At 67.9% G+C, this 24,127-nt stretch carries 21 protein-coding genes and 3 pseudogenes; 9 read left to right on the forward strand and 15 right to left on the reverse strand.

Annotated elements, in window-relative coordinates; genetic code table 11:
- Positions 1-35 precede the first annotated feature (35 nt).
- A pseudogene (locus tag C2R22_RS12545) lies at positions 36-2,784 on the forward strand (ATP-dependent helicase).
- A 53-nt stretch (positions 2,785-2,837) separates the two neighbouring features.
- Here C2R22_RS12545 and C2R22_RS12550 read toward each other — a convergent pair.
- A complete protein-coding gene (locus C2R22_RS12550; RefSeq protein ID WP_103426057.1) occupies positions 2,838-3,020 on the reverse strand; it encodes a hypothetical protein in 183 nt (60 codons plus the stop codon).
- A 190-nt stretch (positions 3,021-3,210) separates the two neighbouring features.
- On the opposite strand from C2R22_RS12550, the gene C2R22_RS12555 reads away from it, so the two are divergent.
- Positions 3,211-4,509: a hypothetical protein gene (locus tag C2R22_RS12555; protein WP_103426058.1), complete on the forward strand. Its 1,299-nt coding sequence runs from the start codon at positions 3,211-3,213 to the stop codon at positions 4,507-4,509.
- A gap of 82 nt (positions 4,510-4,591) precedes the next feature.
- Here C2R22_RS12555 and C2R22_RS12560 read toward each other — a convergent pair whose 3' ends face one another.
- The 4 genes and pseudogenes from C2R22_RS12560 to C2R22_RS12575 all read right to left on the reverse strand — a co-directional run bounded on the left by C2R22_RS12560 (position 4,592) and on the right by C2R22_RS12575 (position 8,870).
- Positions 4,592-5,011 (reverse strand): DUF4440 domain-containing protein, encoded by a 420-nt coding sequence (locus tag C2R22_RS12560; RefSeq protein ID WP_103426059.1) that lies wholly within the window; start codon positions 5,009-5,011, stop codon positions 4,592-4,594.
- Between the two features lie 53 nt (positions 5,012-5,064).
- Positions 5,065-7,737: an AAA domain-containing protein gene (locus tag C2R22_RS12565; protein ID WP_103426060.1), complete on the reverse strand. Its 2,673-nt coding sequence runs from the start codon at positions 7,735-7,737 to the stop codon at positions 5,065-5,067.
- Between the two features lie 45 nt (positions 7,738-7,782).
- Positions 7,783-8,214 carry a DUF3054 domain-containing protein gene (locus C2R22_RS12570; RefSeq protein WP_103426061.1) on the reverse strand — a complete coding sequence of 144 codons (432 nt, stop codon included), beginning with the start codon at positions 8,212-8,214 and terminating at the stop codon, positions 7,783-7,785.
- A gap of 39 nt (positions 8,215-8,253) precedes the next feature.
- Positions 8,254-8,870, reverse strand: a pseudogene (locus C2R22_RS12575) (class I SAM-dependent methyltransferase).
- Between the two features lie 113 nt (positions 8,871-8,983).
- Here C2R22_RS12575 and C2R22_RS12580 point away from each other — a divergent pair.
- Positions 8,984-9,589, forward strand: coding sequence for a GNAT family N-acetyltransferase (locus tag C2R22_RS12580; RefSeq protein WP_103426062.1), 606 nt, complete (start codon positions 8,984-8,986; stop codon positions 9,587-9,589).
- Positions 9,590-9,902: 313 nt separating this feature from the next.
- Entirely contained in the window at positions 9,903-10,883 is a 981-nt protein-coding gene (gene fen, locus C2R22_RS12585; RefSeq protein ID WP_103426063.1) for a flap endonuclease-1, read from the forward strand.
- A gap of 40 nt (positions 10,884-10,923) precedes the next feature.
- Here the strand turns inward: fen and C2R22_RS12590 are convergent, their stop codons facing one another.
- From C2R22_RS12590 to C2R22_RS12600, 3 genes are all read right to left on the reverse strand, one after another.
- The gene (locus tag C2R22_RS12590) at positions 10,924-11,358 is read right to left on the reverse strand and encodes a universal stress protein (RefSeq protein ID WP_103427666.1); all 435 of its coding nucleotides are present in this window, start codon (positions 11,356-11,358) and stop codon (positions 10,924-10,926) included.
- A gap of 91 nt (positions 11,359-11,449) precedes the next feature.
- The gene (locus C2R22_RS12595) at positions 11,450-12,808 is read right to left on the reverse strand and encodes an aminotransferase class III-fold pyridoxal phosphate-dependent enzyme (protein WP_103426064.1); all 1,359 of its coding nucleotides are present in this window, start codon (positions 12,806-12,808) and stop codon (positions 11,450-11,452) included.
- Positions 12,809-12,865: 57 nt separating this feature from the next.
- On the reverse strand, positions 12,866-14,137 hold the full coding sequence (locus C2R22_RS12600) for an MgtC/SapB family protein (RefSeq protein WP_103426065.1): 1,272 nt from the start codon (positions 14,135-14,137) through the stop codon (positions 12,866-12,868).
- A 115-nt stretch (positions 14,138-14,252) separates the two neighbouring features.
- On the opposite strand from C2R22_RS12600, the pseudogene C2R22_RS12605 reads away from it, so the two are divergent.
- Positions 14,253-15,523: pseudogene (locus tag C2R22_RS12605) on the forward strand (AI-2E family transporter).
- Positions 15,524-15,540: 17 nt separating this feature from the next.
- Here the strand turns inward: C2R22_RS12605 and C2R22_RS12610 are convergent.
- Complete coding sequence (locus C2R22_RS12610; protein WP_103426066.1) at positions 15,541-15,828, reverse strand: helix-turn-helix transcriptional regulator; 288 nt, start codon at positions 15,826-15,828, stop codon at positions 15,541-15,543.
- 210 nt (positions 15,829-16,038) lie between these two features.
- Here C2R22_RS12610 and C2R22_RS12615 point away from each other — a divergent pair, with 210 nt between their 5' ends.
- Positions 16,039-16,314 carry an amphi-Trp domain-containing protein gene (locus tag C2R22_RS12615; protein WP_103426067.1) on the forward strand — a complete coding sequence of 92 codons (276 nt, stop codon included), beginning with the start codon at positions 16,039-16,041 and terminating at the stop codon, positions 16,312-16,314.
- 212 nt (positions 16,315-16,526) lie between these two features.
- Here C2R22_RS12615 and C2R22_RS25645 read toward each other — a convergent pair whose 3' ends face one another.
- Positions 16,527-16,673, reverse strand: a complete 147-nt coding sequence (locus C2R22_RS25645) for a hypothetical protein (protein ID WP_173862802.1) — start codon at positions 16,671-16,673, stop codon at positions 16,527-16,529.
- Positions 16,674-16,759: 86 nt separating this feature from the next.
- Between C2R22_RS25645 and C2R22_RS12620 the strand changes: the two genes are divergently transcribed.
- Together C2R22_RS12620 and C2R22_RS12625 are read left to right on the forward strand one after the other, a co-directional pair.
- Positions 16,760-17,470, forward strand: coding sequence for a DUF7117 family protein (locus C2R22_RS12620; RefSeq protein ID WP_103426068.1), 711 nt, complete (start codon positions 16,760-16,762; stop codon positions 17,468-17,470).
- Positions 17,467-17,709: a DUF7385 family protein gene (locus C2R22_RS12625; protein ID WP_103426069.1), complete on the forward strand. Its 243-nt coding sequence runs from the start codon at positions 17,467-17,469 to the stop codon at positions 17,707-17,709. The genes C2R22_RS12620 and C2R22_RS12625 overlap by 4 nt, the downstream gene beginning before the upstream one ends.
- 44 nt (positions 17,710-17,753) lie before the next feature.
- On the opposite strand, the gene folD is transcribed toward C2R22_RS12625, so the two are convergent.
- From folD to glyA, 5 genes are all read right to left on the reverse strand, one after another.
- On the reverse strand, positions 17,754-18,647 hold the full coding sequence (gene folD, locus C2R22_RS12630; protein ID WP_103426070.1) for a bifunctional methylenetetrahydrofolate dehydrogenase/methenyltetrahydrofolate cyclohydrolase FolD: 894 nt from the start codon (positions 18,645-18,647) through the stop codon (positions 17,754-17,756).
- A 110-nt stretch (positions 18,648-18,757) separates the two neighbouring features.
- Entirely contained in the window at positions 18,758-19,330 is a 573-nt protein-coding gene (locus tag C2R22_RS12635) for a VIT1/CCC1 transporter family protein (RefSeq protein WP_103426071.1), read from the reverse strand.
- Positions 19,311-19,613, reverse strand: a complete 303-nt coding sequence (locus C2R22_RS12640; RefSeq protein ID WP_103426072.1) for a DUF211 domain-containing protein — start codon at positions 19,611-19,613, stop codon at positions 19,311-19,313. Before C2R22_RS12640 ends, C2R22_RS12635 begins: the two co-directional genes overlap by 20 nt.
- An 82-nt stretch (positions 19,614-19,695) precedes the next feature.
- Entirely contained in the window at positions 19,696-20,301 is a 606-nt protein-coding gene (locus tag C2R22_RS12645; RefSeq protein WP_103426073.1) for a hypothetical protein, read from the reverse strand.
- 85 nt (positions 20,302-20,386) lie between these two features.
- Positions 20,387-21,634, reverse strand: coding sequence for a serine hydroxymethyltransferase (gene glyA / locus C2R22_RS12650; RefSeq protein ID WP_103426074.1), 1,248 nt, complete (start codon positions 21,632-21,634; stop codon positions 20,387-20,389).
- Positions 21,635-22,024: 390 nt separating this feature from the next.
- Between glyA and C2R22_RS12655 the strand changes: the two genes are divergently transcribed.
- Positions 22,025-24,073 carry a hypothetical protein gene (locus C2R22_RS12655; protein WP_103426075.1) on the forward strand — a complete coding sequence of 683 codons (2,049 nt, stop codon included), beginning with the start codon at positions 22,025-22,027 and terminating at the stop codon, positions 24,071-24,073.
- Positions 24,074-24,127: the final 54 nt, after the last annotated feature.

Consider the following 24,127-nt stretch of genomic DNA (forward strand, 5'->3'; position numbering starts at 1 on the left):
CAACCCACTTACCCGCCCGGTCCTACCCCCTGACAATGAGTGACGGCGAGCGGGAAACGGGGCGGGCGCTGCTCCGCGACGCGAAGGCGGAGTTCCCGTTCGACCCCGAGGCCGTCGAGGTGGCCGACGACGACGTGCTGTCGCTTCTTGAACCGGTCGTCGGGGAGTGGTGGGTCGACCAGTTCGGCGAGTTCGTGCCCCAGAACGGGGGCTTTTTCACCCCGCCACAGCGGGAGGCGGTCCCGCTCATCCACCGGGGGGAGAGCGCGCTCATCTGCGCGCCGACGGGGTCGGGCAAGACGCTCGCCTCGTTCACGTCGATCATCAACGAACTCTTTCGGCGGGAGCGCGGGCACGACGAGGGCCTGAAGAACTCGGTGTACTGTCTGTACGTCTCTCCGTTGAAGTCGCTCGCGAACGACATCCACCGCAACCTCACCGAGCCGTTAGAGGGAATCACCGAGCGACTGGAACGGCGGGGGAGACGTGCGACATCCGCCACGCCATCCGCCACGGCGACACCGACTCTTCGGACAGACAGAAGATGCTGGACGTGACGCCGCACATCCTCAACACCACGCCCGAAACCCTCGCCATTCTCCTCAATTCCCCGAAGTTCAAGGAGAAACTTCGAACGGTGGAGTACGTCGTCGTCGACGAGATACACTCGCTGGCGGAGAACAAGCGGGGGACGCACCTCTCGGTGTCGCTCGAACGCCTGGAAGACCTCGCACACGAGTCGCCGACGCGCATCGGCTGTTCGGCCACGGTCGAACCGCTCTCGACGATGGCGGAGTTCCTCGTCGGCTGTGAGGACGGCGAGCCGCGAGCGTGCGAAGTCGTCGACACGCGGTTCGTCCGCGACTTCGACCTCGAACTTGAGTGCCCGACCGACGACCTCATCAACACCCCCTCGGGAGCAGTCCACGACCGCTTCTACGACCGCCTCCACGAACTCGTCTCGGGACACACGAACACGCTGGTGTTCACGAACACCCGGTCGGGCGCGGAGCGGGTGTTGCACAACCTCCGCGAGGGGTACGGCTACGACGAGTCGAACTCGGGCTGTCACCACGGCTCGCTGTCGAAGGAGCGCCGGCAGGCCGTCGAGGAGCAGTTGAAGGGCGGCGAACTGGACGTCGTCACCACCTCGACCTCCCTGGAACTCGGCATCGACATGCCCCACATCGACCTCGTCGTGCAGGTCGGGTCGCCGAAGTCGGTGGCGAGCCTGCTCCAGCGCGTGGGGCGAGCGGGCCACCGCCTCGGCCAGGTCGTCGAGGGACGCGTCGTCGCCCTCGACCGGGACGAACTCGTCGAGTGCGCCGTCATGCTGAAGAAGGCGACCGAGGGGTTCGTCGACCGCGTCTTTGTCCCGGAGAACGCCCAGGACGTGGCCGCACAGCACGTGTACGGCATGGCCATCAACGGCGTGAGGCGCGAATCGGACGTGAAGGAGACGCTCCGACGGGCCTACCCCTACCGGGACTTCTCCGACGAGGAGTGGGAGCGACTCATGAGCTACCTCACGGCGGACTACGAGGGGCTCGAGGAGAAGAACGTCTACGCGAAGGTGTGGCGCGACACGAACGACCCGCCCGACGGCGAGCACCACTACGAGGAGTTCCCCGTCGGCGAACCCCTCATCGGCAAGCGGGGACGGATGGCGCGCGTCATCTACATGACCAACATCGGCACTATCCCCGACTCCTTCTCGTGTGACGTCGTCACCCGGGGGGGAAACGAGTGGGTCGGAAGCTTGGACGAGAACTACCTCGACACGCTCGAAAAGGGCGACGTGTTCGTCCTCGGCGGTTCGAACTACGAGTACCGCTACCGTCGCGGGTCGAAGGTGTACGTCGACCCGACCTCGAAACGGCCGACGGTCCCCTCGTGGTTCTCCGAGCGCCTCCCGCTGTCGTACGACCTGGGGAGGGAGATCGCGTCGTTCCAGGGTGAGTTGGTCGAACGCCTCGAACACGGCGGTCAGCCCGCCGTCCGTGAGTGGTTGCGGACGTTCCCCCTCGACGAGAACTCCGTTCGCGCGGTCGCCCGGATGTTCGACGAGCAGGTCCGATACGCGGGGGTCGACTCGGTGTCGACCGACACGCGACTCAGCGTCGAGGAGGTGAAAGACCGGGGCGAGTACCGCCGGCACTACCACGTCCACTCCCTCCTGGGCCGGCGGTTCAACGACGGGCTCTCCCGGCTCGTCGCGTACCACTGCTCGCGGCGGGCGAACGCCAACGTACAGGTCACCGTCGCGGACAACGGCTTCACCGTGTCGATGCCGCTCAACCGGAAGGTCGATGTCGCGGGGCTCATCGAGCGTCTCGACCCCGAGGACGTCGAGTCGGACCTGCGAGCGGCGCTCGACGGGACGGACCTCCTCAAACGGTACTTCCGCATCAACGCGACGCGCTCTTTGATGATCCTCAAGCGGTACAAGGGGTACGAGAAGAGCGCGGCCCAACAGCAGGTGTCGAGCGAGATGCTGCTGTCGTTCGCCCAGGACCTGGAGTCGTTCGCGGTGATGGAAGAGACCTACCGGGAAATCCTCCAGGACAAGCTGAACATCGACGGCATCGTCGCCTTTCTGGAGTCGGTCCAACGCGACGAGGTGTCCGTCGCGGTCCGAGAGGCGGAGACGCCCTCCCCCGGGCGTTCGGGCTGGCGACGCTCATGGCGAGCGACGTCGTGCTCGCCGAGGACGAGAACCAGGTCCTCCGAGAGTTCCACGAGCGGGTCCTGACAGCGCTCGAAGAGGGGCAGGAGAATCGGTGAGGGCGACGTGGGGAGAGGCGACGCGGTCGACCGGCGGCGAGAACGCGAGGAGGCTAATCGAGGAGCAACTTCAGCGCGATGAAGACGACGATACCGATGAAGATAGCGACGCCGTACCGGTAGAAGAGGCCGCCACCAAGACTCGCAGCGGTGATGCCCGCAACCGAGCCAGCGATAGCACCCATCACCCCACGCCGGACCTGTTGGTTCTCCTGCCAGGTTGATCGCAGTCCCATGTCACCGACGTACGGCGGTGTTCGGTATCAACGTCCCGGTGCACACCGTACGTCGCGGTGACGTTCACCCGTTCGAGAGTGTCTTCTCTTCTCATCGAAGGTGATGTTCCATCCCAAAACATTATGTGATCAACCGAGATACATCTCCGTTGACGAACGACATCCTCTAGGGATGGGGGAGGCTTGAACCATGTCACTTAGCCACCGGTACCGGCAGCTCGCGGCTCTCATCGAGACGCTCGAATCACACGGGGTCGGCGTACAGCAGGCCGAGCCACTCGGTAACGGCGAGAGTGATCAGCCGTCGGACGACGGGTTCGTCGTCCAGTTGCGCGTCGAACTCCCGGCCGACGCCACCGCCGACCTCTTCGACGTCGACAGCGCCGGAGCCGTCGAGACGCCCGGGCGGCCTCCTGTTGAGCCGTCGGCGGCGCCGGTCGGTGTCAGGCCGGCCACGCCCGCTCCGAGGATAGCACTCGAAGGCGGACAGCCCACGGACGCCAGCGACGGCGCGGCCGGTCACGACGACACGGAAGATGCGACCGAGGTCGACGGCGGCAGCGCCGACGCTGCCGAATCGGGGACATCGGGGAGTGACGCCGGTGCGGCGGACGCCAGCAGGACGGGAACGGCGGACGACGACGCCGAACTCGATGTCGCCGCCGTCGTCGACGATGACTCCGACGGTGAGGAGACCGGGGGGACCGGCGATAGCTCCGGGTCCGACGACGCCGAGTCGGCGGGGGACGCCGAAGCGACGGACACGGCGACGACAGAGGACGCCGTCCCGTGTACGCACCCCGACTGTGACCGGACGTTCGACACGGCCCGAGGGATGAAGATCCATCGGACGAAGGCCCACCCGCTCTCCGAACTCGTCGACGGGGAGCGAGAGCGGGCCGTCCACCGCGACCCCGACGTCCTGGCGCGCGTCTACGACGAACACGACACGTTCGCGGAGATGACGGCGGCACTCGACGTCGACGTCGGCGCTCAGGCGGTCCGCAAGCAGATGATCCGTCACGGCATCCACGAACCGGGAGCGAAGGATGAGGACACGACCGACGAGCGCACCGTCGATTCGACCGGCGAGCACACCGAGGACGACGGCGCGCGCGACCAGTCGGCGTCGGCAGCGTCCGATGTCGACGAGATGGAGGAGGTGGACGAAACGGACGGCGTCGAACCGGACGTCGGGCTCTCGTCCGGGGCCGACGCGCCGCTCGACGACGACACGCCCGTCGCCGACAGGCTTCCGGACCTCGACCTCCCGGGGTCGCTCTCGACGCAGGACCTCCTGACCGCCGTCGAGGAGGCGAACACGCTGTACGACGTCCAGCGGGCGCTCGACCTCGATCAGAAGACGACGCGGGACGTCCTCACGGAGTACGACCTCCTCGAACTGGTCTCCGGACGGGTCGCCGCGGTCGGTGACCGCGAGGAACTGAAGGCCGAGATCGGCCAGCGCATCCGCCGGACCGCCACCTGACTCAGCGGGACCGCTGAAAGTCACCACCGGCCGGCAGCCGGAGGGAGCGGCTGCGGACCGGTACACGGTTCAACGGTCCCTCTCACTCCGCCAGCCACGTCTCGTGGAGGTGAACCCACTCGACCCCGTTCGGCGTCCCCTCCGCGCGACGGAACAGCACTGTCGCGACCCGGCCGGTTCGCTCCTCTCCCGTGGTCTGCCACTCCTCGTACGTCCCGAGGCAGGTCTCGCCGACGACGCGCGGCTCGAACGTCGACGTCTCGACCGTGACGTCCTCGTGCGCCCCGTGGGCGTCGAAGACGTCCGCGACGATGCCGTCTCGGCTTCTGGTCAGCCCCGAGGGTTGTATCATTCGGAAGTCCTCGGCGAGCACTCCCTCGAACCGGCGCAGTTCGGTTCGCTGCTGCGGGAGTTCGCCGACGAACCAGAGTTCGAAGAAGGCGTGCAGTTCGTCGACCTCCCGCCGACACTGCTCGACGAGCGAAGAGTCGGTCTCGGTCATAGTCGTCGGACGCCGCGGTCCCCCTTCAGTGCTCGCTCTCCGCTCGCCTCGCCCTAGTCCGCCTGTCCGACCCGCTGGCCCGCGCGTGCCCACGCGAGCATCTCCGCGTAGAAGGGCTCCGACGAGAGCGCGTCGGTGTCGCCGACGAGGACGAGTGCCTTCTTCGCGCGCGTGAGCGCGACGTTCACCCGCCGGTGGTCCTCGAAGATGGGGCCGTCGAGCGTCCCGCACGCGACGAACGAGATGACGATGACCTCCTTCGCGGACCCCTGGAAGCGGTCGACGGTGTCGACCGTCACGTCCACTCGTCGACTGATCTCGGCCACCTGCGCCCGGAACGGGGCGATGACGCCGATGTCCCCCCTCTCGACCCCGGCGCCGAGGAACGCCTCGACCACCTCGGCGACCCGGTCGGCCTCGACGGGGTTGGCGTTGCCCTCGCGCCGTCCGTCGGGGTCGACGAACGACACCTGGTCTCTGAGGTCGGAGGGGAGTCGGTCCGGGGCGACACCCGGCAGGTCAGAGAGCCGCTGGGCGGCCACGTCGCCGGAGGCGGGGCGGAGTCTGTTGTCGTAGAAGCGCTTCGAGGAGAACGCCTGGATGCGCTGGGCCATTCTGTACTGGCGGTCGAGCATCACCGACGCCTCGGGGTAGCGCTCGACGAGTCGCTGAAAGAGCGACGTCCGCAGGTCGGTCTCGGCGCGGACGACCGGCGGAAGCTGTTTGTGGTCGCCGACGAGGACGAACCGGTCGGCGAGGTTGACGGCCGCGAGCGTACCTGGCTCGGTCAGTTGCGAGGCCTCGTCGACGAGCGCGACGTCGAACGACTGCTCGCGGAGCGCGCGAGACCCGCAGGCGGCGGTGGTCGCCGCGACGACCGGGGCGCCTCTGAATCTCGACGCGAGTTCCGCGGGGTCGCCGCGCTCTCGGAGCCGGATGTCGTGCATGTCCTCGCGGACGCCCGTCTCGCTGCCCACGCGAACCGCCTCTTCGAACCCCTGGTCGCGGAGGGCTTCGAGCGCGTTGTCGACCGCGCGGTTGGTGAACGCCGAGAGGAGGACGCGGTCGCCGCGCTCGACGAGCGCCCGCACCGTCCGCGCGATGGTGTAGGTCTTGCCCGTCCCCGGCGGGCCGTGGACGAGCGCGATGTCCTCGGCGTTCACCGCGCGGTTCACCGCCGCGTTCTGCGAGGCGTTGTTGTCGATGTACGTCTCCCGCTTCTCCCGGAATTCGGGCTCGGCCCGCCCGAACAGGACGTCCTTCCGCCGCTGGTCGCCTTTCAGGAGGGCGTCGTGGAGGGCGGTGAGCAGCCGCGAAATCGTGATCTCGGAGGGGTACACGTCCAGCCGCCGGAGTTCGACCGGTTCGTCGGTCGTCACGACCACCTCGCTCCCGAGGCGCTCGATGCGACAGAGTTCGGCGTGACCGCGGACGGGGTCGCCGTCGGAAGCGAGCGCGACGTCACCCTCGCGGAGTTTCGAGACCGCGTCGCTCGCCTTCTTCGCTCGAAGCTCCCACCGGCCGTCGTCGCGTTCTCGCTGATCGAGCGGTTCGAGGTCGACGAGCGCCCGGTCGTCGGCCGCCCGCTCTTCTCCGGTTTGTTCCCAGATCTTCCGGTACTCGCGGTGGACTTCGCGGCGCTCGGCTTCGAGGTCCTCGTACATCCGCTCGAAGTACGCCCGCTCGTCCTCGGGGATGGCGGTCCCGATCTGCCCGGCTTTCGACTCCTGGTCGAGACGGCCGGAGACGACCATGCAGGTGTCCTGCTCGAAGCAGTACTCGCACTTCGCGTTGGCCTCGTACCCGGTGGGGACGTCGGTCGCGAACTCCATGGCCGCGATCTCGTTTCTCGTTCGAACGACGTACTTCAGGAGGCCGGGACCGATGGAGAAGTCCTTCGCGGGCGAGAGGTCACCGCTCTCCTCGACGCGTTCGAGCGCCGTGTTCTTCGTGTACAGCAGGGTTCCCGTGTCGGGGGCCTCCTCTCCAGAGTCGGCGAGCATCAGCGCGTAGGCGGCGGCCTGAATCTTGTCCTGAAAGCGCGGGTCGCGCTTGAGGTTCTTCCCCGTCTTCAGTTCGACCGGCGACCCGCGCCGGATGGCGTCAGCGCGTCCCTTCATCCCGAACGTCGGCGAGATGAGCGTGTACTCCGAGCGCCACTCGTCCGCCTGCGAGAGCGTGCCCTGCGCCAGCCACCCCTCGATGGCGGCGGCGTTGCGCCGCACCTCGTCCGCCACCTCGGTCGCCTCTCGACCCAGCAGACCGATGTCGAGACCGGCCTCCGCGACTCGGTCCTCGATTGACGCCTCCAGGTCCATCCCGCGGAGGAGGTCGCCGAACACCTCGTGGACGATGGTCCCCTTCACGACCGGGTAGTTCAGCGGAATCCCCGAGAGCTTGTTCAGGTAGTACATCCGCGGGCACTGCACCCACGAGCGGACGTCGGTCACGTCGACGAGGAAGTCCGGTTCGAGCACGACGTACGACTCGCCCGACGTCGAGTAGGTGGTCTCCCCGCGGTACTCCTTCTCCTCGGCGTCGGTGACGAGAAGCTCCATCCCCGGTTCGGCGTAGTCGGCCGTCTCGGTCCACTTCCCCCAGAGCGTCACGCCGAGAGGGTCGCCGTCGGCGGGGCGGACGGTGAGTTCGACGAGGTCGCTCTCGCCGTACTGCGTGTTCACCGTCTTCACGTCGCCGACGTCGAGGACCCGACCGCGAACGTTCACGAACGGTCCACGCCCCCGAGAGTAAAAAGCCTGTTTTCGTCCCGGTCAGCGGAGCTTGAAGTAGAGCCAGCGCCAGACGCCGAGACCGACGACGCCGACGACGAGCGTGACGCCGAAGAAGATAGCCAGCGGCAGCAGCCCGCCGGTCGCGTCGAACGGGAGGACCACCCGGAGGACGATGCCGATGACGTCGGCGACGACCCACGAACGGATGCCGAGCGGGATGGCGGCCTTCGCCGACTCCGCCGCGCCCGCCGAGTACGCGCCGACGAGGGGAGCGGCGACGACCCAGCCGACGAGGAACGGGAGGAGCGTCAGTGCGAGGCCGACCGGGTTCTCCGTGAGATACGCGAAGCCGTTGTGCCGCGCCGTCCCGAGCGACAGCAACAGCGCCAGTACCAGCACGTCCCCCACCGCCAGGGGCAGCGCGGCCGTGACGATGCGCCCGTCCAGGAACGACCCTGTCGAGGTTGCCATACGCGCCCCTTCTGTGGGGTGCCTCTTGGCTTCCCCGGTTCAGTGTCGAAAGTCCCCGACGCGACCGGCGACGACGTAGCCGAACCCCGCTCTGACGACGCGCGCCGAGAGACCCTCCCGTTCGAGGAAGCGCGCGAGGTCGTCCGGCGTCGAGAACGCCGAGTCGAACCCGACCGCGCGTTCGAGACCGACGAGCGCCCGGCCCCGAAGCGTCGAGGGGTCGAAGTCGGCGACGACGACCACCCCGCCGGGGGCGACGACCCGACGCGCCTCGGCGAGGAGCGCCCGCTGGTTCCGGACGTGATGGAGCGCGTCGACGACGGTGACGGCGTCGACGGCGTCGGTTTCGACGGGGAGGGCGGTCGCGTCCGCGGCCAGACACGCGTGTCCCCGCTCCCGGGCGACGCGGAGCATCTCTCTCGACCGGTCGACCACGACGACGCCTCTCCCCTCCGTGTCGGTGGACGCGACGATGTCCGACAGCGCCCGCGCGGCACGACCGGTCCCCCGGCGACGTCGAGGACCGTCCCGACCGGTCGCCGTGACAGCGACAGCGCGTCCGCCAGGGCCGCCCTGTCCGCGGAGGGCATCAGACGGTCGTACAGCGGTGCGACGCGGTCGAAGAAGCGGACGTCGCCGGGTCCGTGGTCGAGCATACGGGTGCGTCGGGGGGAGCCCACGAGAAGCTTTGGTCGCGTGCCGCGTGAGAGAGCGGTGGTCGGGTAGGGGGAAGGGAAAGACACAGGCCGCTCGTCGGCCTTCTGTCGCTATGGAGTACGCGTTTCTCGGCTGGCCCGATGGGGAAGAGGGGCCGCGGCTCCGGCTCGACTACCGGGCGTTCGCGTACGCCGGCAAGTTCGTCACCTCCTCGACGGGCGTGGCGGTCGTCCGCGACAGGACCGACCCGCTGGCCCTCGACGTGGACGAGGACGAACCCCCACAGATCGGCGATCCGACGGTGGTCGCCGCCGTCGCGTTCAACGAGGACCGAACCGATCCCGAGACCCTGTGGCTCCGGTACGTGACCGTTCGGGGGGACCGCCGGGGCGAAGGTATCGGCCCACACCTCGTCGCGTTCGTCTGCGAGCGCGCCCGCGAGCGCGGCTACGCGCGGTGTCGTATCGCCGTGAACAACGTCTTCTCCTACGAGGCGCTCTCGAAGGTCGGCTTCGCCTACACCGGCAGAGAGACCGGACTGGCCGAGGTGGTGCTGGACCGTGAGCTTCGAGTGGAGGGAGAGGTCGACGCCGACACCTACCAGCGCGGGCTGGACGTCTTTCGCGCCCGCGACTGCACCGAAGAGGAGCGGGCGTTTCTGGCGACGAGGGAGGATGCAGGGCCGCCGGAGCGCGTCGACGCGCCGGAGGGAGAGTAAGACGAGTGCACGGGTGCGGTGGCGCGGCCGGGACGACGTCGGTCGTCCCGTCGCGCGAGGGACGAGGACGCGAGCGAACGGAGTGAGTTCGCGTCCGAGTCGGCTGGGGAGGACTGTGGCCTCACTGCGCCCGTGTCCCGCGCGACGTTCACGTATCGAGAGACGGGTTCCGCTCGTATCGAGGGATGGGTCATGCTCGACGAGTACCTCACCGACTCGGCCGCCGAACCGTTCACCGCGTGCCGAACCCCTTCCGTCTTCCGCTCGACGAAACGCCGTGTGATTAAGACGCTCCGCGCCGAGAGCCCGAACGATGGGAAACGCAGACCTCCGCAGCCTCGCGCATCTCTCGGACGTCGCGTGGGACGACATCGCCGGCAGCGTCGTCGCCGTCGACGCGCACAACTGGCTCTACCGCTATCTCACGACGACGGTGAAGTGGACCCGCGACGAGGTGTACACCACCGAGGACGGCGAGGAGGTGGCGAACCTCGTCGGCCTCGTCCAGGGACTCCCCAAGTTCTTCGAGCACGACCTGATACCGGTGTTCGTCTTCGACGGCGGCGTGACGGAGTTGAAGGACGACGAGGTGGAGAAGCGCCGCGAGGCCAAGGAGAAGGCACAGGAGCGACTGGAGGACGCGCGCGAACGGGGTGACACGGTCGAGGCCGCCCGCCTCGAAGCGCGCACCCAGCGGCTCACGCCCGTCATCCAGGAGACGACGCGCGAACTCCTCTCGCTCCTCGACGTGCCGTACATCGAAGCGCCCGCCGAGGGGGAGGCGCAGGCGTCGTACATGGCGCGGACGGGTGACGCCGACTACGTCGGGAGCGAGGACTACGACACGCTCCTCTTTGGCGCGCCGTACACGCTCCGCGGCCTGACGAGCAAGGGCGTCCCCGAACTGATGAGCCTCGACGCGACCCTCGAACGGAACGACCTCACGTGGGAGCAACTGGTCGACGTCGCCATCCTCTGTGGCACCGACTTCAACCAGGGAATCAGGGGCGTCGGCCCGAAGACGGCCGTGAAAGAAGTCAAAGAACACGGCGACCTCTGGGGCGTCCTCGACGCGAGAGGCGACCACATCCCGAACGCCGACCGCGTCCGCGACCTCTTCCTCGACCCGCCGGTGACCGACGAGTACGAGTTCGACCCCGACATCGACCCGGACCTCGACGCCGCGCGGCGCTACGTCGTCGAGGAGTGGGAGGTCGACGAGGGCGAGGTCGAGACGGGGTTTCAGCGCATCGACGAGTCGCTCGTGCAGACGGGGCTCGACCGCTGGACCTGACTCCGACTCCCGTGCCCGACCCCGGCGGTCGGATCGTCGGTCAGACCGCCGCCTTCACGACGTGGACGGGCACGTCGGCCGTTCGGACGACGCGCTCTGTCACGCTCCCGACGAGGCGGTGGTACTCGTCGCTCCGCCGCTCGGTTCCCATCACGACGAGGTCCGCCCCGACCATCGGAATCGCGTCGAGGATAGCCTCGTGCGGGGAGCCTTCGACGACGTGCTGTTCGACCGGGACGCCCTCGTCTGTGGCCCGCGCGGCGGCCGCTTCGAGCGCGTCCGCGCCGTGTGACTGGAGAGCGTGCTCGACGCCCTCGATGGCGTCGATACCGGCGTAGTGGTTCACGATGTCCGTGTCGACCACGTAGAGGAGGTGCAGCGTCGCGTCGTACCGCCGCGCGAGGTCGAGCGCGTGGTCGACGGCCAGTTCGGACCCGGGACTCCCGTCGGTGGGCAGGAGGATCGTCTGGTACATCACGGAGAGTCCTTCCATCGCCGGTTCCAAAACACGGGCGGCCGGTCCCCGGCGCGTGAGAAGGAATCGACTCGGAGCCGCGAAGGCGGCGTCAGGAGACGTCGTCGATCGCCTGCGTGAGGAGGTCGGCTCCGAGGTCGATCTCCCGCTCGGTGACGTCCAGCGGGGGGAGAATTCGAAGGGTCTGGTGCCCACAGCCGAGCGTCAACAGTCCGCGCGCGAGCGCCGCCTCCTGAACCGCGTCGCGTCGTTCCTTCGAATCGAACTCGACGGCGAGTAAGAGCCCCAGTCCGCGGACGTCTTCCACGACGGTGCGGTCGGCGTCTTCGAGGAGTTCGACGAACTGCCGGCCCCGCGCGGTGGCGTTCGCCAGGAGGTCGCGTTCCTCGATGAGGTCGATGGTGAGCGCCCCGCCCGCGGCGGCGACGAGGTCGCCCGCGCCCCACGTCGACGAGAGGCGGCCCTCCTCGTCGGGGAACAGGTCCTCCCGCCCCACGGTCGCGCCCACCCGGAGCGCCTTCGCCGAGCAGATGAGGTCCGGTTCGAGCGCCGAGTGGTCCGTCGCCCACCACTTTCCTGTTCTCCCCAGGCCCGTCTGAATCTCGTCGACGACGAGGGTGATGTCGTGTTCCTCGGCGAGCGCCGCCACCTCGTCGGTGAACGCCTCGCTCGGGAACCGATAGCCCCCCTCGCCCTGGACGGGTTCGAGGACGATGTACGCCACTTCTTCGGGCGGGAGGTGTCCGCGGTCGGAGTCGAGTTTCCGGCGCAGGCGCGACTCCGTCTCCCCCTGCGGCCCGAAGAAGAACCCACACGAACACGTCTCGGGCGTGCAGGTCCGGTCCTCGCAGAAGGGAACGTCGACGACGCCGGCGACTTCGGGAAAGTGTCGTCGGTACTTCTCCTTCGAGCGGTTGAGCGAGAGCGCCCCGAGCGTCCGGCCGTGGAAGGCCCCTTCGAAGGTAACGCCGTGTTTCGCCCCCTGTGAGTGATCGTACGCGACCTTGATGGCGTTCTCGATGGCCTCCGCGCCCGAGTTCGAGAGGAACACGGTGTCCATGCCGTAGTGGTCGGTGAGACGCGTGAGTCGGCTCATCAGCCCCGCCGGGCCGGGAGCGTCCTGTTCGTCGGGGAGGTGGTGCCCGCCGGCGACGTAGAAGTCCTGACCCGCGACTTTCAGGGGGTCGACGAGGTCGAACTCGCGGAGTCGTTCGAGGAGAGCGGGGTTGTTGTACCCGAGCGGGGCGGCGGCGACGTGGCTGGTGAAGTCCATGAGAACGTTGCCGTCGACGTCGGTGCAGAACGGCCCTTCTGCGGGTGCGGTCCGGTCCCAGACGAAGTCGTACACGTAGGTGCTGAGCGCGGCGGTCGACTGGTGGTAGTCGACCCACTCCTTCGCGCGCGTGCCGGGGAAGCCGTCCACCTGTGGCTCCGCCGTCTCTCGATTCATAGCCGTGATACGCCGAGGGCGGTCAAAAGGCGTTCGTCGCCGCCGCCCCGATTCGGGTCAGACGACCGTCACGAGGAGGGTCGCGCCGCCGCTCGTGAGAAGGAGGACGACCGACCACCGGACGACGGCACGGGTGAACGACCTCGGGCCGGCGAGAGCGAGCGCCGTCTTGACGAGCACGCTCGCCGTCGTCGCCAGGAGGACGGCGACCACCGCGTTCGCCCCGGTGACGCTCCCCCCGCGGTAGAGGAGGACGGCCGTGGTCGTCGCGCCCGCCGAGGAGACCAGTCCCGAGACGAACGAACTCGCGTACAGGCCGGCCGTCCCGAACTCCGTCTGCGCGACCGTTCCGGCGGCGAGGATGAGGAGGAAGACGGCGCCGAAACCGAGGGCGTTCCGGAGCGAGAAGGGGCTCCCGAGGTCGAGGTCGACTTCTTCCTCCCGGTTGGCGGTCCAGAGCGCCACGGCGACCGCCCCGACGACGAACACGCCGAGCGGGACCACGGCCGCGAGGAGGGGCGACGGATACGAGAAAGCCAGCGTGATGACGAGGTTCCGCACGGCCATCGCCGCGTCGGCGAGGAGGACGGCCGCGACGGCGAACGACTCCAGTTCGGGACGGCGACGGACGTGGTCGAGCGTGCTCCCCACGACCGCGGTGGAGGAGGCCAGGCCGCCGAAAAAGCCCGTCACGACCACGCCGATGCCGCCGTACGTCCGGACGACGACGTAGTTGACGAACCCGATTCCCGCGACGGTCACGACCATGAGCCACGCGATGCGCGGTTCGAGCGTGACGTTCTGGACGGTGATGTCGTCGGCGGGGAGGAGCGGGAAGACGACGAACGCCAGGATGGCGAACTCGGAGGCCGAGCGGAGTTCGTCGCGCGAGAGCGTCCCGGCGAAGTCGTGGAGTTCGCGCTTCAACACGAGCAGCAGGGACGAGACGACCGCGACGGTGACGCCGGCCAGGACGAACTCCGAGACGACGAGCGCGCCGACGCCGTAGGCGACGAGGAGCGATGCCGACGTCGTGAGGTGGAGCGACCCCTCCGTGCGGAACGCGGCGAACGAGAACGACGCGGCCTGCACGAGCACGAACAGCCCGCCGACGAGGAACGCGCTCTCGATTCCCGTCTCGCGGGCGACGAGGGTGAAGACGCCGCCGGCGAGGCCGGTGAGCGAGAACGTCCGCATCCCGGCGTCGATGTCCGACCACTCCCGTTCGAGGCCGAGGAACAGTCCGAGCAGGGCGGCGAGACTGAGGAGGACTGCCGGCTGAACCAGGAGTTCCTCGAACACCAGGTCGACCTGCAGCGGGGAAAACATATGAGTAAATTTGCCACAGTATAATATATACTATTCGTCGTCGACGCCCTCGAACCGACGGACAGCGGCCGCGGACGGGGGTAACTTCAAGTGACGCGATGGCGGAGGAATCATAATGTCCCTCCTGGGCCTCGAGCGTGCGCGACTCGGGTGGTGGCTGCTCGGCATCGCGCTCGCGGCCGCGGTCGTCTTCGTGGTTCACGCGTTCATCGGCACCTTCGTCTTCGGGATCTTCCTCTACTACGCGACCCGCCCCATCTACCGTCGGCTCCGCCGGCACATCCGCCCCGCGAGTCTCGCCGCCGCGGTCTCGCTGTTCGCGCTCGCGCTCCCGGCGATCCTCTTGGTCCTGTACGCGCTCGCCATCGTGGTCCAGCAGGCCGTCGACTACACCAACAGCGGCGTGCTCGACCTCTCACAGTACCCCGTCGACCAGGAGCTTCTGGACGCCATCACGGACCCGGAGCGGCTCCTCGAACTCGACCCCTCGTCGTATCTCACCGCGGAGGTCATCGACCAGATCACGCGCTCGCTCTCCTCGGCGTTCGACACGATCGCGTTCTTCGGCGTCGGCGCGGTCCACCTGTTCGTCATGATCGCCCTGGCGTTCTACCTGCTCCGAGACGACCGTCGCCTGACTAGCTGGGCGCTCTCGACGTTCGGCGACCACCGGGGGTCGTCCTCGCATACGGCTCGGCGGTCGACCACGACCTGAAAGCCGTCTTCTTCGGGAACATCCTCAACGCCGTCCTCACGGGGACCATCGGGGTCATCGCGTACACCGTGCTCAACACGTTCTCTCCGGCGCCGGGAGTGGCGGTCCCCGCGGCGGCGCTCGTCGGCCTCCTCGCGGGCGTCGCCAGCATCATCCCCGTCGTGGGGATGAAGCTCGTCTACGTCCCCGTGGCGCTCTACATGGCCGTCGTCACGTTCTTCGTCGACCCACAGCTGCTGTGGTTCGTCCTGGTGTTCGTCGGCGTCTCGTTCGTCGTCGTGGACACCATCCCCGACCTCGTCCTCCGGCCGTACGTCTCGGGACGGAGCCTCCACGTCGGGAGCGTGATGATCGCGTACACGTTCGGACCGCTGCTGTTCGGGTGGTACGGCATCTTCCTCATGCCGATGCTTCTCGTCCTCGTCTTCCACTTCGCCCGCATCGTCCTGCCGGAGCTAGTACAGGGGCAGGACATCCTCCCCTTCGCCGTCGACCCGGCGGTCGAGACGACGTTCGAGGAGTCGACCACAGTCGGGCGCGAGAACCCGACGGCCCCGACTTCGACGGGGACGGAAGCGAACGACACGGGCGGCGCTGCGGACGCTGAATCGACGCGAGAGAACGGAGACGAACCTGGGGGGTCAGACGGAGCGGACGAACGTGGTGGGTGAGTCCGGGCGTGACCGGCTCACTCGCCGAAGGACTCGTCGACGTACTGTCCTTCCCAGTCCTTCCGGGCGCGAATCTCCCGGCGCCCCCGACGTGTCAGCGTGTAGAAGTTCGTTCGTCTGTCCCGCTGACCCTTCTCGACGAGTCCCTTCTCGACTAGCGTGTCGAGATTCGGATAGAGTCGTCCGTGGTGGATTTCCTTCTCGTAGTAGTCCTCGAGCTCCTCCTTGATGGCGAGACCGTGGGGCTCGTCCAGCCCGGCGATCACGTAGAGGAGGTCACGCTGGAATCCTGTCAGGTCGTACATTATTATCTTCGATATTACGATTCGAGTGCGAGACGAATAAGTGTATCGAATTTCTGGTATATCACGGCCGATTGACATCGTGCGTTCGTCGGTGCCCGGCAGGCCCGAAGCGGCGTGAACCGCGCCCAGTCTCACGGACGGCCGAGGTCCGACGAGCGAGTGGTTCCGGTTACCGGAGGACACTTCAGGTGTCGACACGTCTACATTCGCATGGAGGAAACTCTCTTCAAATCGGAGTCGTCCCAGTCACGCGCCGAAATCGCAGCGTACCTCCGGACCGTCGCGGACCGTCTCGACGCCGACGGGGAGGTCACGCTCTCGGCGGGCGAACAGTCACAGACGCTCGCGGTGCCCGAACGCCCCGTCTTCGAGGTCAAGGTCGAACGCGAGACGTCGTCGAGCGGTTCCGCCGAGTTGAGCCTCGAACTCGAACTCGAGTGGGACGAAGGCGCGAGCGACACCGACGCGTCGCTCGACGTGTCGTAGTGTCGAAAAGGTAGCAAGCCACGCGAAAATCGCGTGATGCTTGCCGCCCTGAATTGGTCCCCGCTGACGCTTCGGCCCTCCAAAGCGAAGCGTCACTACCACGTAGCGAGGTATTTCACTTAAAGATACCGAACACTGACCGGCCGGCGCACGCGTGAGCATCCTCTCGGTTCGTGAGAGGGTCGGTCACTCACCCCGCCGGTCTGCCGTCGTCACATGTGTTCTTCTTCGAGAACCCACCCGAGCGCGCGGCGGTAGTAGGTGAACATCTCGCGGACGCCCTCGTGTCGCATCTCCTCTGCGTCGAGTTGTTCGCTGAGAAACTCGTACTGCTCTCTGATCTCCGCTTCGGAGCGCATATGCGCCCCCTTCGAACGCCACCGCCTTCACGGCACCGCCGCGCCGCTCCGTCGCGTTTTTTTCCGTTCCTTCCGTACGAGGCGGCATGAGAGTCAGAGGCCGACGGGAGTGCCGCGACTGCGGCCACCAGTGGTCGTACTACGAGACGGGGGCGGTCGACTGTCCCGCCTGCGGGAGCCTCCGAAGCGTCGGCGTCGACGACCGGACCCGACACACCGACACGCCGACGTCGCTCGACCTCTCGCCGCACCGTCGCACCGTCGACACCGACGACCTCGCCGACGCCGCTGACGACCTCAAGCGCGACCTTCGCAGTTATCGGACGAAGCGGGGGTTCATCCGGGGCGGCGACCTCCTCCCGCTCGACGCGACCTATCTGGCGGCGACCGAACTGCTCTACGCGGTCGACGTGCTCGTCCGGGCCGGCGAGCGGACCGACGACGAGGAACTCTATCTGCTCTCGCTCCTGCGCGGGGCCGACATCGGCGAGCGGCCCGACGTCGAGACGGTCCCGACGTCGATGCGGGCGGCGCGCGGACTCGCGCTCGCGGAGGCCGTCGACGAGTACCGCCGCGAGGTGCTGTCGTGGCTCGACGACAACCCCGCACCGGAGGCACGGCAGGTCCTGGGGACCGTCTCGGAGTTCGTCAAGCGGACGCGCGCGCTCGGCGGCGACGTCCCGCTCGCCGAGAGCGAGGCGCTCCTCGCCGCGACGCAGGACGTCTCGCGGGCGCTCAGAGAGGACGACGAGACGGCGCTCGCCGCGGCGAAGGACCGCCTCTCGCGGCTCCAATGACGACGTTCGACGAGCACGCGGTGCGACACCGGCTGAAACTCCTCACCGACACGGGGAACGCGGTACTGTACGAGAACCGTGAGGGGGTGGACTGTCCCGTCTGTGGCGACCCCTTCGACGAGTTCTACGCGACGAGCGACGCGGAGTCGTTCCGCCCCTCCCGGCCCGTGGGGTTCTGCGTCGCCCACACCGACGAGCGACTCCTGCTCTTCACCCACGAGGGCGTCGAGGAGGGCTGACGCGGGGGAGAGACGGAGCGGAGACGGAGCGGAGACGGAGAGACTCAGGGGAGCGTGACGTCGATTCCTTCGGCTTCGGCGGCGGCTTTGACGGTGTTCCACAGCAGCATCGCGCGGGTCATCGGGCCGACGCCACCCGGGACGGGCGTGATGGCGCTGGCCTGCTCTTCGGCCGATTCGAACTCGACGTCGCCGACGAGTTCGTACCCCTTCTCGGTGTCGGCATCGACCCGGTTCACGCCGACGTCGACGACGACGACTCCCTCCGAGAGCATCTCGCCCGTGACCAGTTCCGGCACGCCGCAGGCGGCGACGACGACGTCCGCCCGGCGGGTGTGCTCCGAGAGGTCCTCGGTCCGAGAGTGACACACCGTCACCGTGGCGTTCCCCCCGGGGGCCTTCTGGATGAGGAGGTTCGCCATCGGCTTGCCGACGATGTCGGAGCGCCCGACGACGACGACCTCTTTGCCCTCGGGGTCGACGCCCGCGGCGTCGAGGAGCTTCTGGATGCCGTGGGGCGTACACGGCTTGAAGCGCGCGTCGCCGGCGACGAGTCGGCCGACGTTCTCGGGGTGGAAGCCGTCGACGTCCTTCGCGGGGTCGATGCTTCGGAGGACTTCGCGGGAGTCGACGTGGTCCGGAACGGGCATCTGGACGAGAATCCCGTGGACGTCCTCGTCGGCGTTCAGGTCGTCGATGAGGTCGTACAGTTCCGCGGCGGGGGTATCGGGGTCGAGTTCGTAGTCGAACGCCTCGATGCCCACCTCGGCGCAGTCGCGCTGTTTCATCGAGACGTACGTCTCGCTAGCGGGGTCGTCGCTCATCAGGACGGTTGCAAGCCCGGGCGTCACGCCCGCGTCGTCGAGCGTCTCGATGGCGTCGCCGAGGCCGTCGCGCACCTCGCTCGCGACGGCGTTGCCGTCGATGATGTCGGTCATGTGGGGAGAGGGGAACGGCCGAGACTTGAACGGTTCGGATTCGTGTATCGATGGGTCGGTGCGGGAGAAGAAATCGACACGTTCGTGCACATCCCTGCGCTGTTCTCGCCCTAGCCGGGGAGGACGAGGGTCAAGAGCGCGACGAACAGTCCCGCCGCGCCCATCCGGAGGCCGGCGACGAGCCACCACTGGTCGGACTCCCGGGAGAGGAACGCGCCGAAGCCGAACAGGATGGCGACGGCCGTCACGACGGCGGCGACGGTCGCTTCGGCCATCGTGAGGAGGGTCCCTTCGAGGAGGAACGGGACGAGCGGGACCAGCACTCCGAGTACGGGGCCGGCGCCGCTGGCGACGGCGTTCACCACCCGTTCGCGCCGCCGTCGGCGGTCGGGGGCCGTCCCGTCGAGGTCGGCGAGCATCGCCGCTTCGAGCCGTTCGAGTTCGGCGCGTTTCTCGGCGCGTTCGATCTCCCAGACGCTCCAGACGCCCGAGGTGGCCAGCCCCACCGCCGCGCCGGCGCCGACGCGGACGACGGTCACGCCGTCCGGGACGCCCGAGAGGAACGCGCCGACGACGAGCCCCACGCACGTGAGCGCGCCGTCGAACCCGTTCGAGACGAAGTAGCGCCGCGAGAGCGGGCCGAACTCGACCGCCCGGAGGCGGTCAGCGAAGCCAGGTCGCATCCGCGTGTGCCACGTGTTCTTCGGGGACGAACTCGCCGCAGACCACCTCGTCGACGGAGTGGAGCGTCCCACCGAGCGACTCGATGCACGCCTCGACGCGCTCGAAGTCGACCGCCTCTCCTTCGACGACGAGCGTGACGTTCTGGACCTCGCGGTCGGTTTCGACGAGTCGGACGGCCGTCGCGTCGACCCCGTCGAGGTCGCTCAACTCCCGGGCGAACGAGACGGTCGCGACCTCGACGGGTTTCAACACGTCGAGGACGAGCCGGCGGATGGATGCCATGTCTCCGCCTACACCACCGGGTGACAATATCCTGTCGGAAGACCGACCGCTCTGGCGGGAGGGGTCGTCTCAAGACCGAGATTCAGCTTCTCGGCGTGTACGCCGAGAAGTCCTGTGGCTCCGGACCCTGTCGTACCGCCTCGGTCGCACCCGTCTCGAGGTCGACGACCATCGCCTGCCCGCCGTACCCGTGCGTCTGGTCGTGCCCGCGGACGACGACGTACCGAACCCCCTCGGGGATCGAAATCGTCTCCGAGCGGGTGAACGGGGCCGTGCTGTGGGCGTGCAACAGCGTTCGTCGGCCGAGTTGCTCGCCGTCGAGCGTCTCGACCTGCCACCAGTCGGCGTACCCCGACTCCCCGTCGTCGTCGTGATAGAGGGTCACGCTGAAGCGGTAGGACCCGTTCGACGGTTCGAACTCGACGCCGACCACGTTCGCCTCGCGTAAGTCGAGTTCCTCCTCAGCGGTCTCGGACGTGGCCTCCGCTTGAGGCATCGGGGACGAGGTGGCGGTGACCCGGGTCGGTGCGTCGGTCGTGACCGATCCCAGACTCGTCGTCGGCGTCCCGGCGGGCGACATCGTGTCGGGGGACTCCGATCCGCCCCCCGACCCACCGTCTGGAGGTCCGCTGCACCCCACGACGAGGACGAGGAGGCTCGGGAGGAACCGTCGACGTGAGAGGGACATACCACCCCCGTCTGTCGCCCGGAGAATAAGTCCGCCGGCGGTCGTGCGCGCCGTGCGCCTAGGTGGTCGTGTCTACCGTGGACGTCTACCGGTAGAGCGGGTGCGCCGCGCAGAGTTCGGTCACGCGGTCGCTCACCTCGCCGAGGACGCCCTCGTCGTCGGGGTTGTCGACGACGCGGACGATGTGTTCGCCGACCTCTCTGACTTCGGGGTTCTCGAAGCCGCGGGTCGTGAGCGCGGCCGTTCCCGCGCGGATGCCCGAAGGGTTGAACGGCGAGCGCGTCTCGCCGGGAACGGTGTTGGCGTTGAGGACGATGCCCGTTCGTTCGAGCGCTTCCTCGGCCGTTCCACCGGTGAGGTCGGGGTGGGAGGGACGGAGGTCGACGAGGACGAGGTGGGTGTCGGTGCCGCCGGAGACGACGTCGAGCCCGTGATTGGCGAACGTGTCCGCCAGGGCCTTCGCGTTCGAGACGACCTGCTCGGCGTACTCGGTGAACTCCGGCTGGAGGGCCTCCTTGAACCCGACGGCCTTGCCGGCGATGTTGTGCATGAGGGGCCCGCCCTGTCCGCCGGGGAAGACGGCCTTGTCGATCTCGGAGGCGTACTCCTCCTGGGTCATGATGATGCCGCCGCGACCGGCCCGGATGGTCTTGTGCGTCGAGCCGGTGACGAAGTCGGCGACGCCGACCGGCGAGGGGTGGACGCCGGCGGCGACGAGGCCCGTGATGTGGGCGATGTCGGCGAGGTGGTACGCACCTACGTCCTCGGCGACGGCCTGAATGCGCTCGAAGTCGACGGCTCGGGGGTACGCCGAGTAGCCGGAGACGACGATGTCAGGGTCGAACGCCTCGGCCTTCTTCTCCAGGGCGTCGTAGTCGATGTACCCCGTTTCGGGGTCGACTTCGTACTGTTCGACCTCGTACAGTTGTCCGGCGAAGTTCGCGGGGTGGCCGTGAGAGAGATGCCCGCCGTGGGTCAGGTCGAGCGAGAGGATCTTATCGCCCGGTTCGAGCATCGCGAGGTAGACGCCCATGTTGGCCTGCGTCCCCGAGTGGGGCTGAACGTTGACGTGTTCGGCCCCCCACAGTTCGGTGGCGCGCTCGATGGCCAGGTTTTCGACCTCGTCGGCGTACTCACAGCCCGCGTAGTAGCGCGACCCGGGATAGCCCTCGGCGTACTTGTTCGTGAGGACGGAGCCCTGCGCCTCGAGCACGGCCTTCGAGGCGTGGTTCTCGCTCGCGATCATCGCGAGCGTCCGCTCCTGTCTCTCCTCCTCGCCGGCCAGGGCGTCGGCCACCTCAGGGTCGACGGCCCGGACGTGTTCGTCGTTCATACGTGACCTCCCGGGGGAGTTGGACATAAGCCTGTTCACTCCGTCGTCGTCGTCGTCGTATTCGGCCGCTCCGACCAGGGCGCCACGGGACACGGACGCGGCACCAACGGCGTGCGAGCGTCTCGTCATGTACGCGGGAGACACTCGGGAGAAACGTATCGTTCGAGAGAGACCGCTCTCGGAACTCACCACACGTCAGCGACCCGGTGAAACGACCAGCGTGACACGACCGGCCGCGAAGCGTTTCGAACGATACGATAAATTCCACCGTCTAATCGGCTCATCTCATGACACTCCGTCCACAAATTACGGTGAAACGGTCGGTAAACAAAAGGTAATTACTCACTTTCACGACAGATATATATGTGAGCGATACTTCCTTTTCGGAGAATGCTCCGTGCGGAGGCCACGGGCGACGGCATCGCTGCCGTCGGCCGGTTACGCCCGTCCGTCACAGTCCGCGCGTCGGACTGGCGGGCCGGCGAAGGCCCGACATCCGGGGACGACCCCCCGTCGATCAACGAATCGGTCGCAGATAGCGCCGTCGGGAGAGCGACCGCGCTGGAGTTCCCACCCGGACGGGTGGCCGTCGTCGACCGGGAGGCCCATCGGACCTGGGAACTCACGGGCGACGAGACCCTCCCCGCCGGCACGTACGAACTCCAGGTCGACTCGGTCGTCGAGATACGGGTCGCGTTCACGTCGGCCGCCCGCGTGTCGAAGACCCCGGAACGGTTGATGCTCTCCTTCCCGGCGCGGACGCCCGTCAGAGTCGGCTTCACCGAGCGGGACGACCAGCCGCCGGGAACGATCACCGTGCCGCGAACGCCCGAGGGAGTCGCGACGGCCGTGTCGACGCTGTCGTCGGCGACGCTGACGACGACGGCGGCCCGCTCGCACTCGCGGATGCGCCGCCATCCGCCGCTCGTCGAGTTCGCCGAGGAGACACGGATTCCGGCGGAGTTCACACGCCGGCGGACCCAAGGCGACGTCACCATCACCGTTCCGCCGACGCTGCAGTACGTCTTCACCGCGTCGTCGCTCGCCCACTACCTCGACGCGACCATCGAACTCGACGCGGACGCGCCGCCGACGCTGCGGACGGCCGACCTGGAGCGCCGGCTCGACCCGATGCCGGGATTCCAGTACGAGACCGCAGAGCTGTTGCGGCGCGTGTTCCTCCTCGACTGCCTCGTCCGTGAGGCGGTGCCGGGCAGCGACCGCCTGGCCGAGCACCACCTGCTCGACCGACTCTCGCTCGACCCGGACGCCGTCGCGACGGCGCCCATCGGAGAGCGCGTCGAAGCGTATCTGGACGTCCCGTTCGACCTCATCTCGCCGGACCTCCCCGAGTGGCACCTGTCGATGTACGTCGAGCCGACCTACGACCACGTCCGGACGCTCCCGCACGTCATCTCGAACCTCCCCAACCTCTTCACGCCGGATTCACAGCCGCTGGAGGGGAACGAGCGGCTCCGGCGGTCGCTGGACGACTTCTATCGCACTCCCGCGGACGACTCCGCCCGAATCGAGCCGGTCAAGCCCATCCTCGGACCGGGGCGGGCCCACGGGTGGCTCGCGGACGGAATCCCCATCGACGTGTTCAAGACGCTCCCGGAGGCGTACGAGCACCGCTCGAAGGAGGAGAAGGACACACAGCCGACCTCCGTCGTCGCCGTACTCAACGACGCGGAGATGTCCTCTGAACACGACGACGCGGCGGACATCTATCGCCGCGGGACGGCGGACCTCGACATCGACGTCTCGGTCCGCGAACAGCTCAGCCGGAAGGAACTGGCGGCGGTGTTCGAGGCCGACCACGACTTCGTCCACTACATCGGTCACTGCGAGGAGAACGGCCTGCAGTGCCGCGACGGGGCGCTCTCGACCACGACCCTCGAGCGCTCCGGCGCGGAGACGTTCTTCCTCAACGCGTGTGGCTCGTACTACGAGGGCATCAACCTCGTCCGGAAGGGGAGCGTCACCGGGGCGGTGACCTTCGAGAAGGTACTCGACGGCCACGCGGCCCGCGTCGGAACGACCTTCGTCCGACTCCTGGTCAACGGCTTCAGCATCGAACGCGCGCTCAACCTGGCCCGTCGTCGCATCATCATGGGGAACGACTACACCGTCGTGGGCGACGGCACGCACAAACTCAGCGGCGCGCCCGAGACCGTCCCGCTGGCGGCGACCATCGTCCCCGAACCGGACGGCGAGTCGTACCGGGTGACGTTCGACGCCTCTTCGCCGCGGATCACCGGCGACGTCTTCCGGTTGCCCGAACCCCTCGACGGTCAGCCGCGGCTGTTCGGCGCGGAGTCCGAGGTGACGCTCTCGGCGGCCGAGACGGAGCGGTTCGTTCGGCGCGTCGACATGCCGGTCATCTTCGACGGCGACATCCAGTGGTCGACGGATCTCGTCGCGAAGATATCTACTTAAAAACGAACCTGATTTGTAATGGTCTGATTTCTGAGATTGAAATCTTGTTTTTAG

It is taken from the genome of Salinigranum rubrum (assembly GCF_002906575.1).
In the GTDB taxonomy this organism is placed as follows: Archaea; Halobacteriota; Halobacteria; order Halobacteriales; family Haloferacaceae; genus Salinigranum; species Salinigranum rubrum.

What these genes read in the sequence shown, in the direction of transcription:
- C2R22_RS12550 (WP_103426057.1), bottom strand. Translation starts at nt 3,020, where the DNA reads ATGGGACTGCGATCAACCTGGCAGGAGAACCAACAGGTCCGGCGTGGG.
- C2R22_RS12620 (WP_103426068.1), top strand. Translation starts at nt 16,760, where the DNA reads ATGAGAGTCAGAGGCCGACGGGAGTGCCGCGACTGCGGCCACCAGTGG.
- fen (WP_103426063.1), top strand. Translation starts at nt 9,903, where the DNA reads ATGGGAAACGCAGACCTCCGCAGCCTCGCGCATCTCTCGGACGTCGCG.
- C2R22_RS12615 (WP_103426067.1), top strand. Translation starts at nt 16,039, where the DNA reads ATGGAGGAAACTCTCTTCAAATCGGAGTCGTCCCAGTCACGCGCCGAA.
- C2R22_RS12625 (WP_103426069.1), top strand. Translation starts at nt 17,467, where the DNA reads ATGACGACGTTCGACGAGCACGCGGTGCGACACCGGCTGAAACTCCTC.
- C2R22_RS12590 (WP_103427666.1), bottom strand. Translation starts at nt 11,358, where the DNA reads ATGTACCAGACGATCCTCCTGCCCACCGACGGGAGTCCCGGGTCCGAA.
- glyA (WP_103426074.1), bottom strand. Translation starts at nt 21,634, where the DNA reads ATGAACGACGAACACGTCCGGGCCGTCGACCCTGAGGTGGCCGACGCC.
- C2R22_RS12635 (WP_103426071.1), bottom strand. Translation starts at nt 19,330, where the DNA reads ATGCGACCTGGCTTCGCTGACCGCCTCCGGGCGGTCGAGTTCGGCCCG.
- C2R22_RS25645 (WP_173862802.1), bottom strand. Translation starts at nt 16,673, where the DNA reads ATGCGCTCCGAAGCGGAGATCAGAGAGCAGTACGAGTTTCTCAGCGAA.
- folD (WP_103426070.1), bottom strand. Translation starts at nt 18,647, where the DNA reads ATGACCGACATCATCGACGGCAACGCCGTCGCGAGCGAGGTGCGCGAC.
- C2R22_RS12600 (WP_103426065.1), bottom strand. Translation starts at nt 14,137, where the DNA reads ATGTTTTCCCCGCTGCAGGTCGACCTGGTGTTCGAGGAACTCCTGGTT.
- C2R22_RS12570 (WP_103426061.1), bottom strand. Translation starts at nt 8,214, where the DNA reads ATGGCAACCTCGACAGGGTCGTTCCTGGACGGGCGCATCGTCACGGCC.
- C2R22_RS12580 (WP_103426062.1), top strand. Translation starts at nt 8,984, where the DNA reads ATGGAGTACGCGTTTCTCGGCTGGCCCGATGGGGAAGAGGGGCCGCGG.
- C2R22_RS12645 (WP_103426073.1), bottom strand. Translation starts at nt 20,301, where the DNA reads ATGTCCCTCTCACGTCGACGGTTCCTCCCGAGCCTCCTCGTCCTCGTC.
- C2R22_RS12640 (WP_103426072.1), bottom strand. Translation starts at nt 19,613, where the DNA reads ATGGCATCCATCCGCCGGCTCGTCCTCGACGTGTTGAAACCCGTCGAG.
- C2R22_RS12560 (WP_103426059.1), bottom strand. Translation starts at nt 5,011, where the DNA reads ATGACCGAGACCGACTCTTCGCTCGTCGAGCAGTGTCGGCGGGAGGTC.
- C2R22_RS12655 (WP_103426075.1), top strand. Translation starts at nt 22,025, where the DNA reads ATGCTCCGTGCGGAGGCCACGGGCGACGGCATCGCTGCCGTCGGCCGG.
- C2R22_RS12610 (WP_103426066.1), bottom strand. Translation starts at nt 15,828, where the DNA reads ATGTACGACCTGACAGGATTCCAGCGTGACCTCCTCTACGTGATCGCC.
- C2R22_RS12555 (WP_103426058.1), top strand. Translation starts at nt 3,211, where the DNA reads ATGTCACTTAGCCACCGGTACCGGCAGCTCGCGGCTCTCATCGAGACG.
- C2R22_RS12595 (WP_103426064.1), bottom strand. Translation starts at nt 12,808, where the DNA reads ATGAATCGAGAGACGGCGGAGCCACAGGTGGACGGCTTCCCCGGCACG.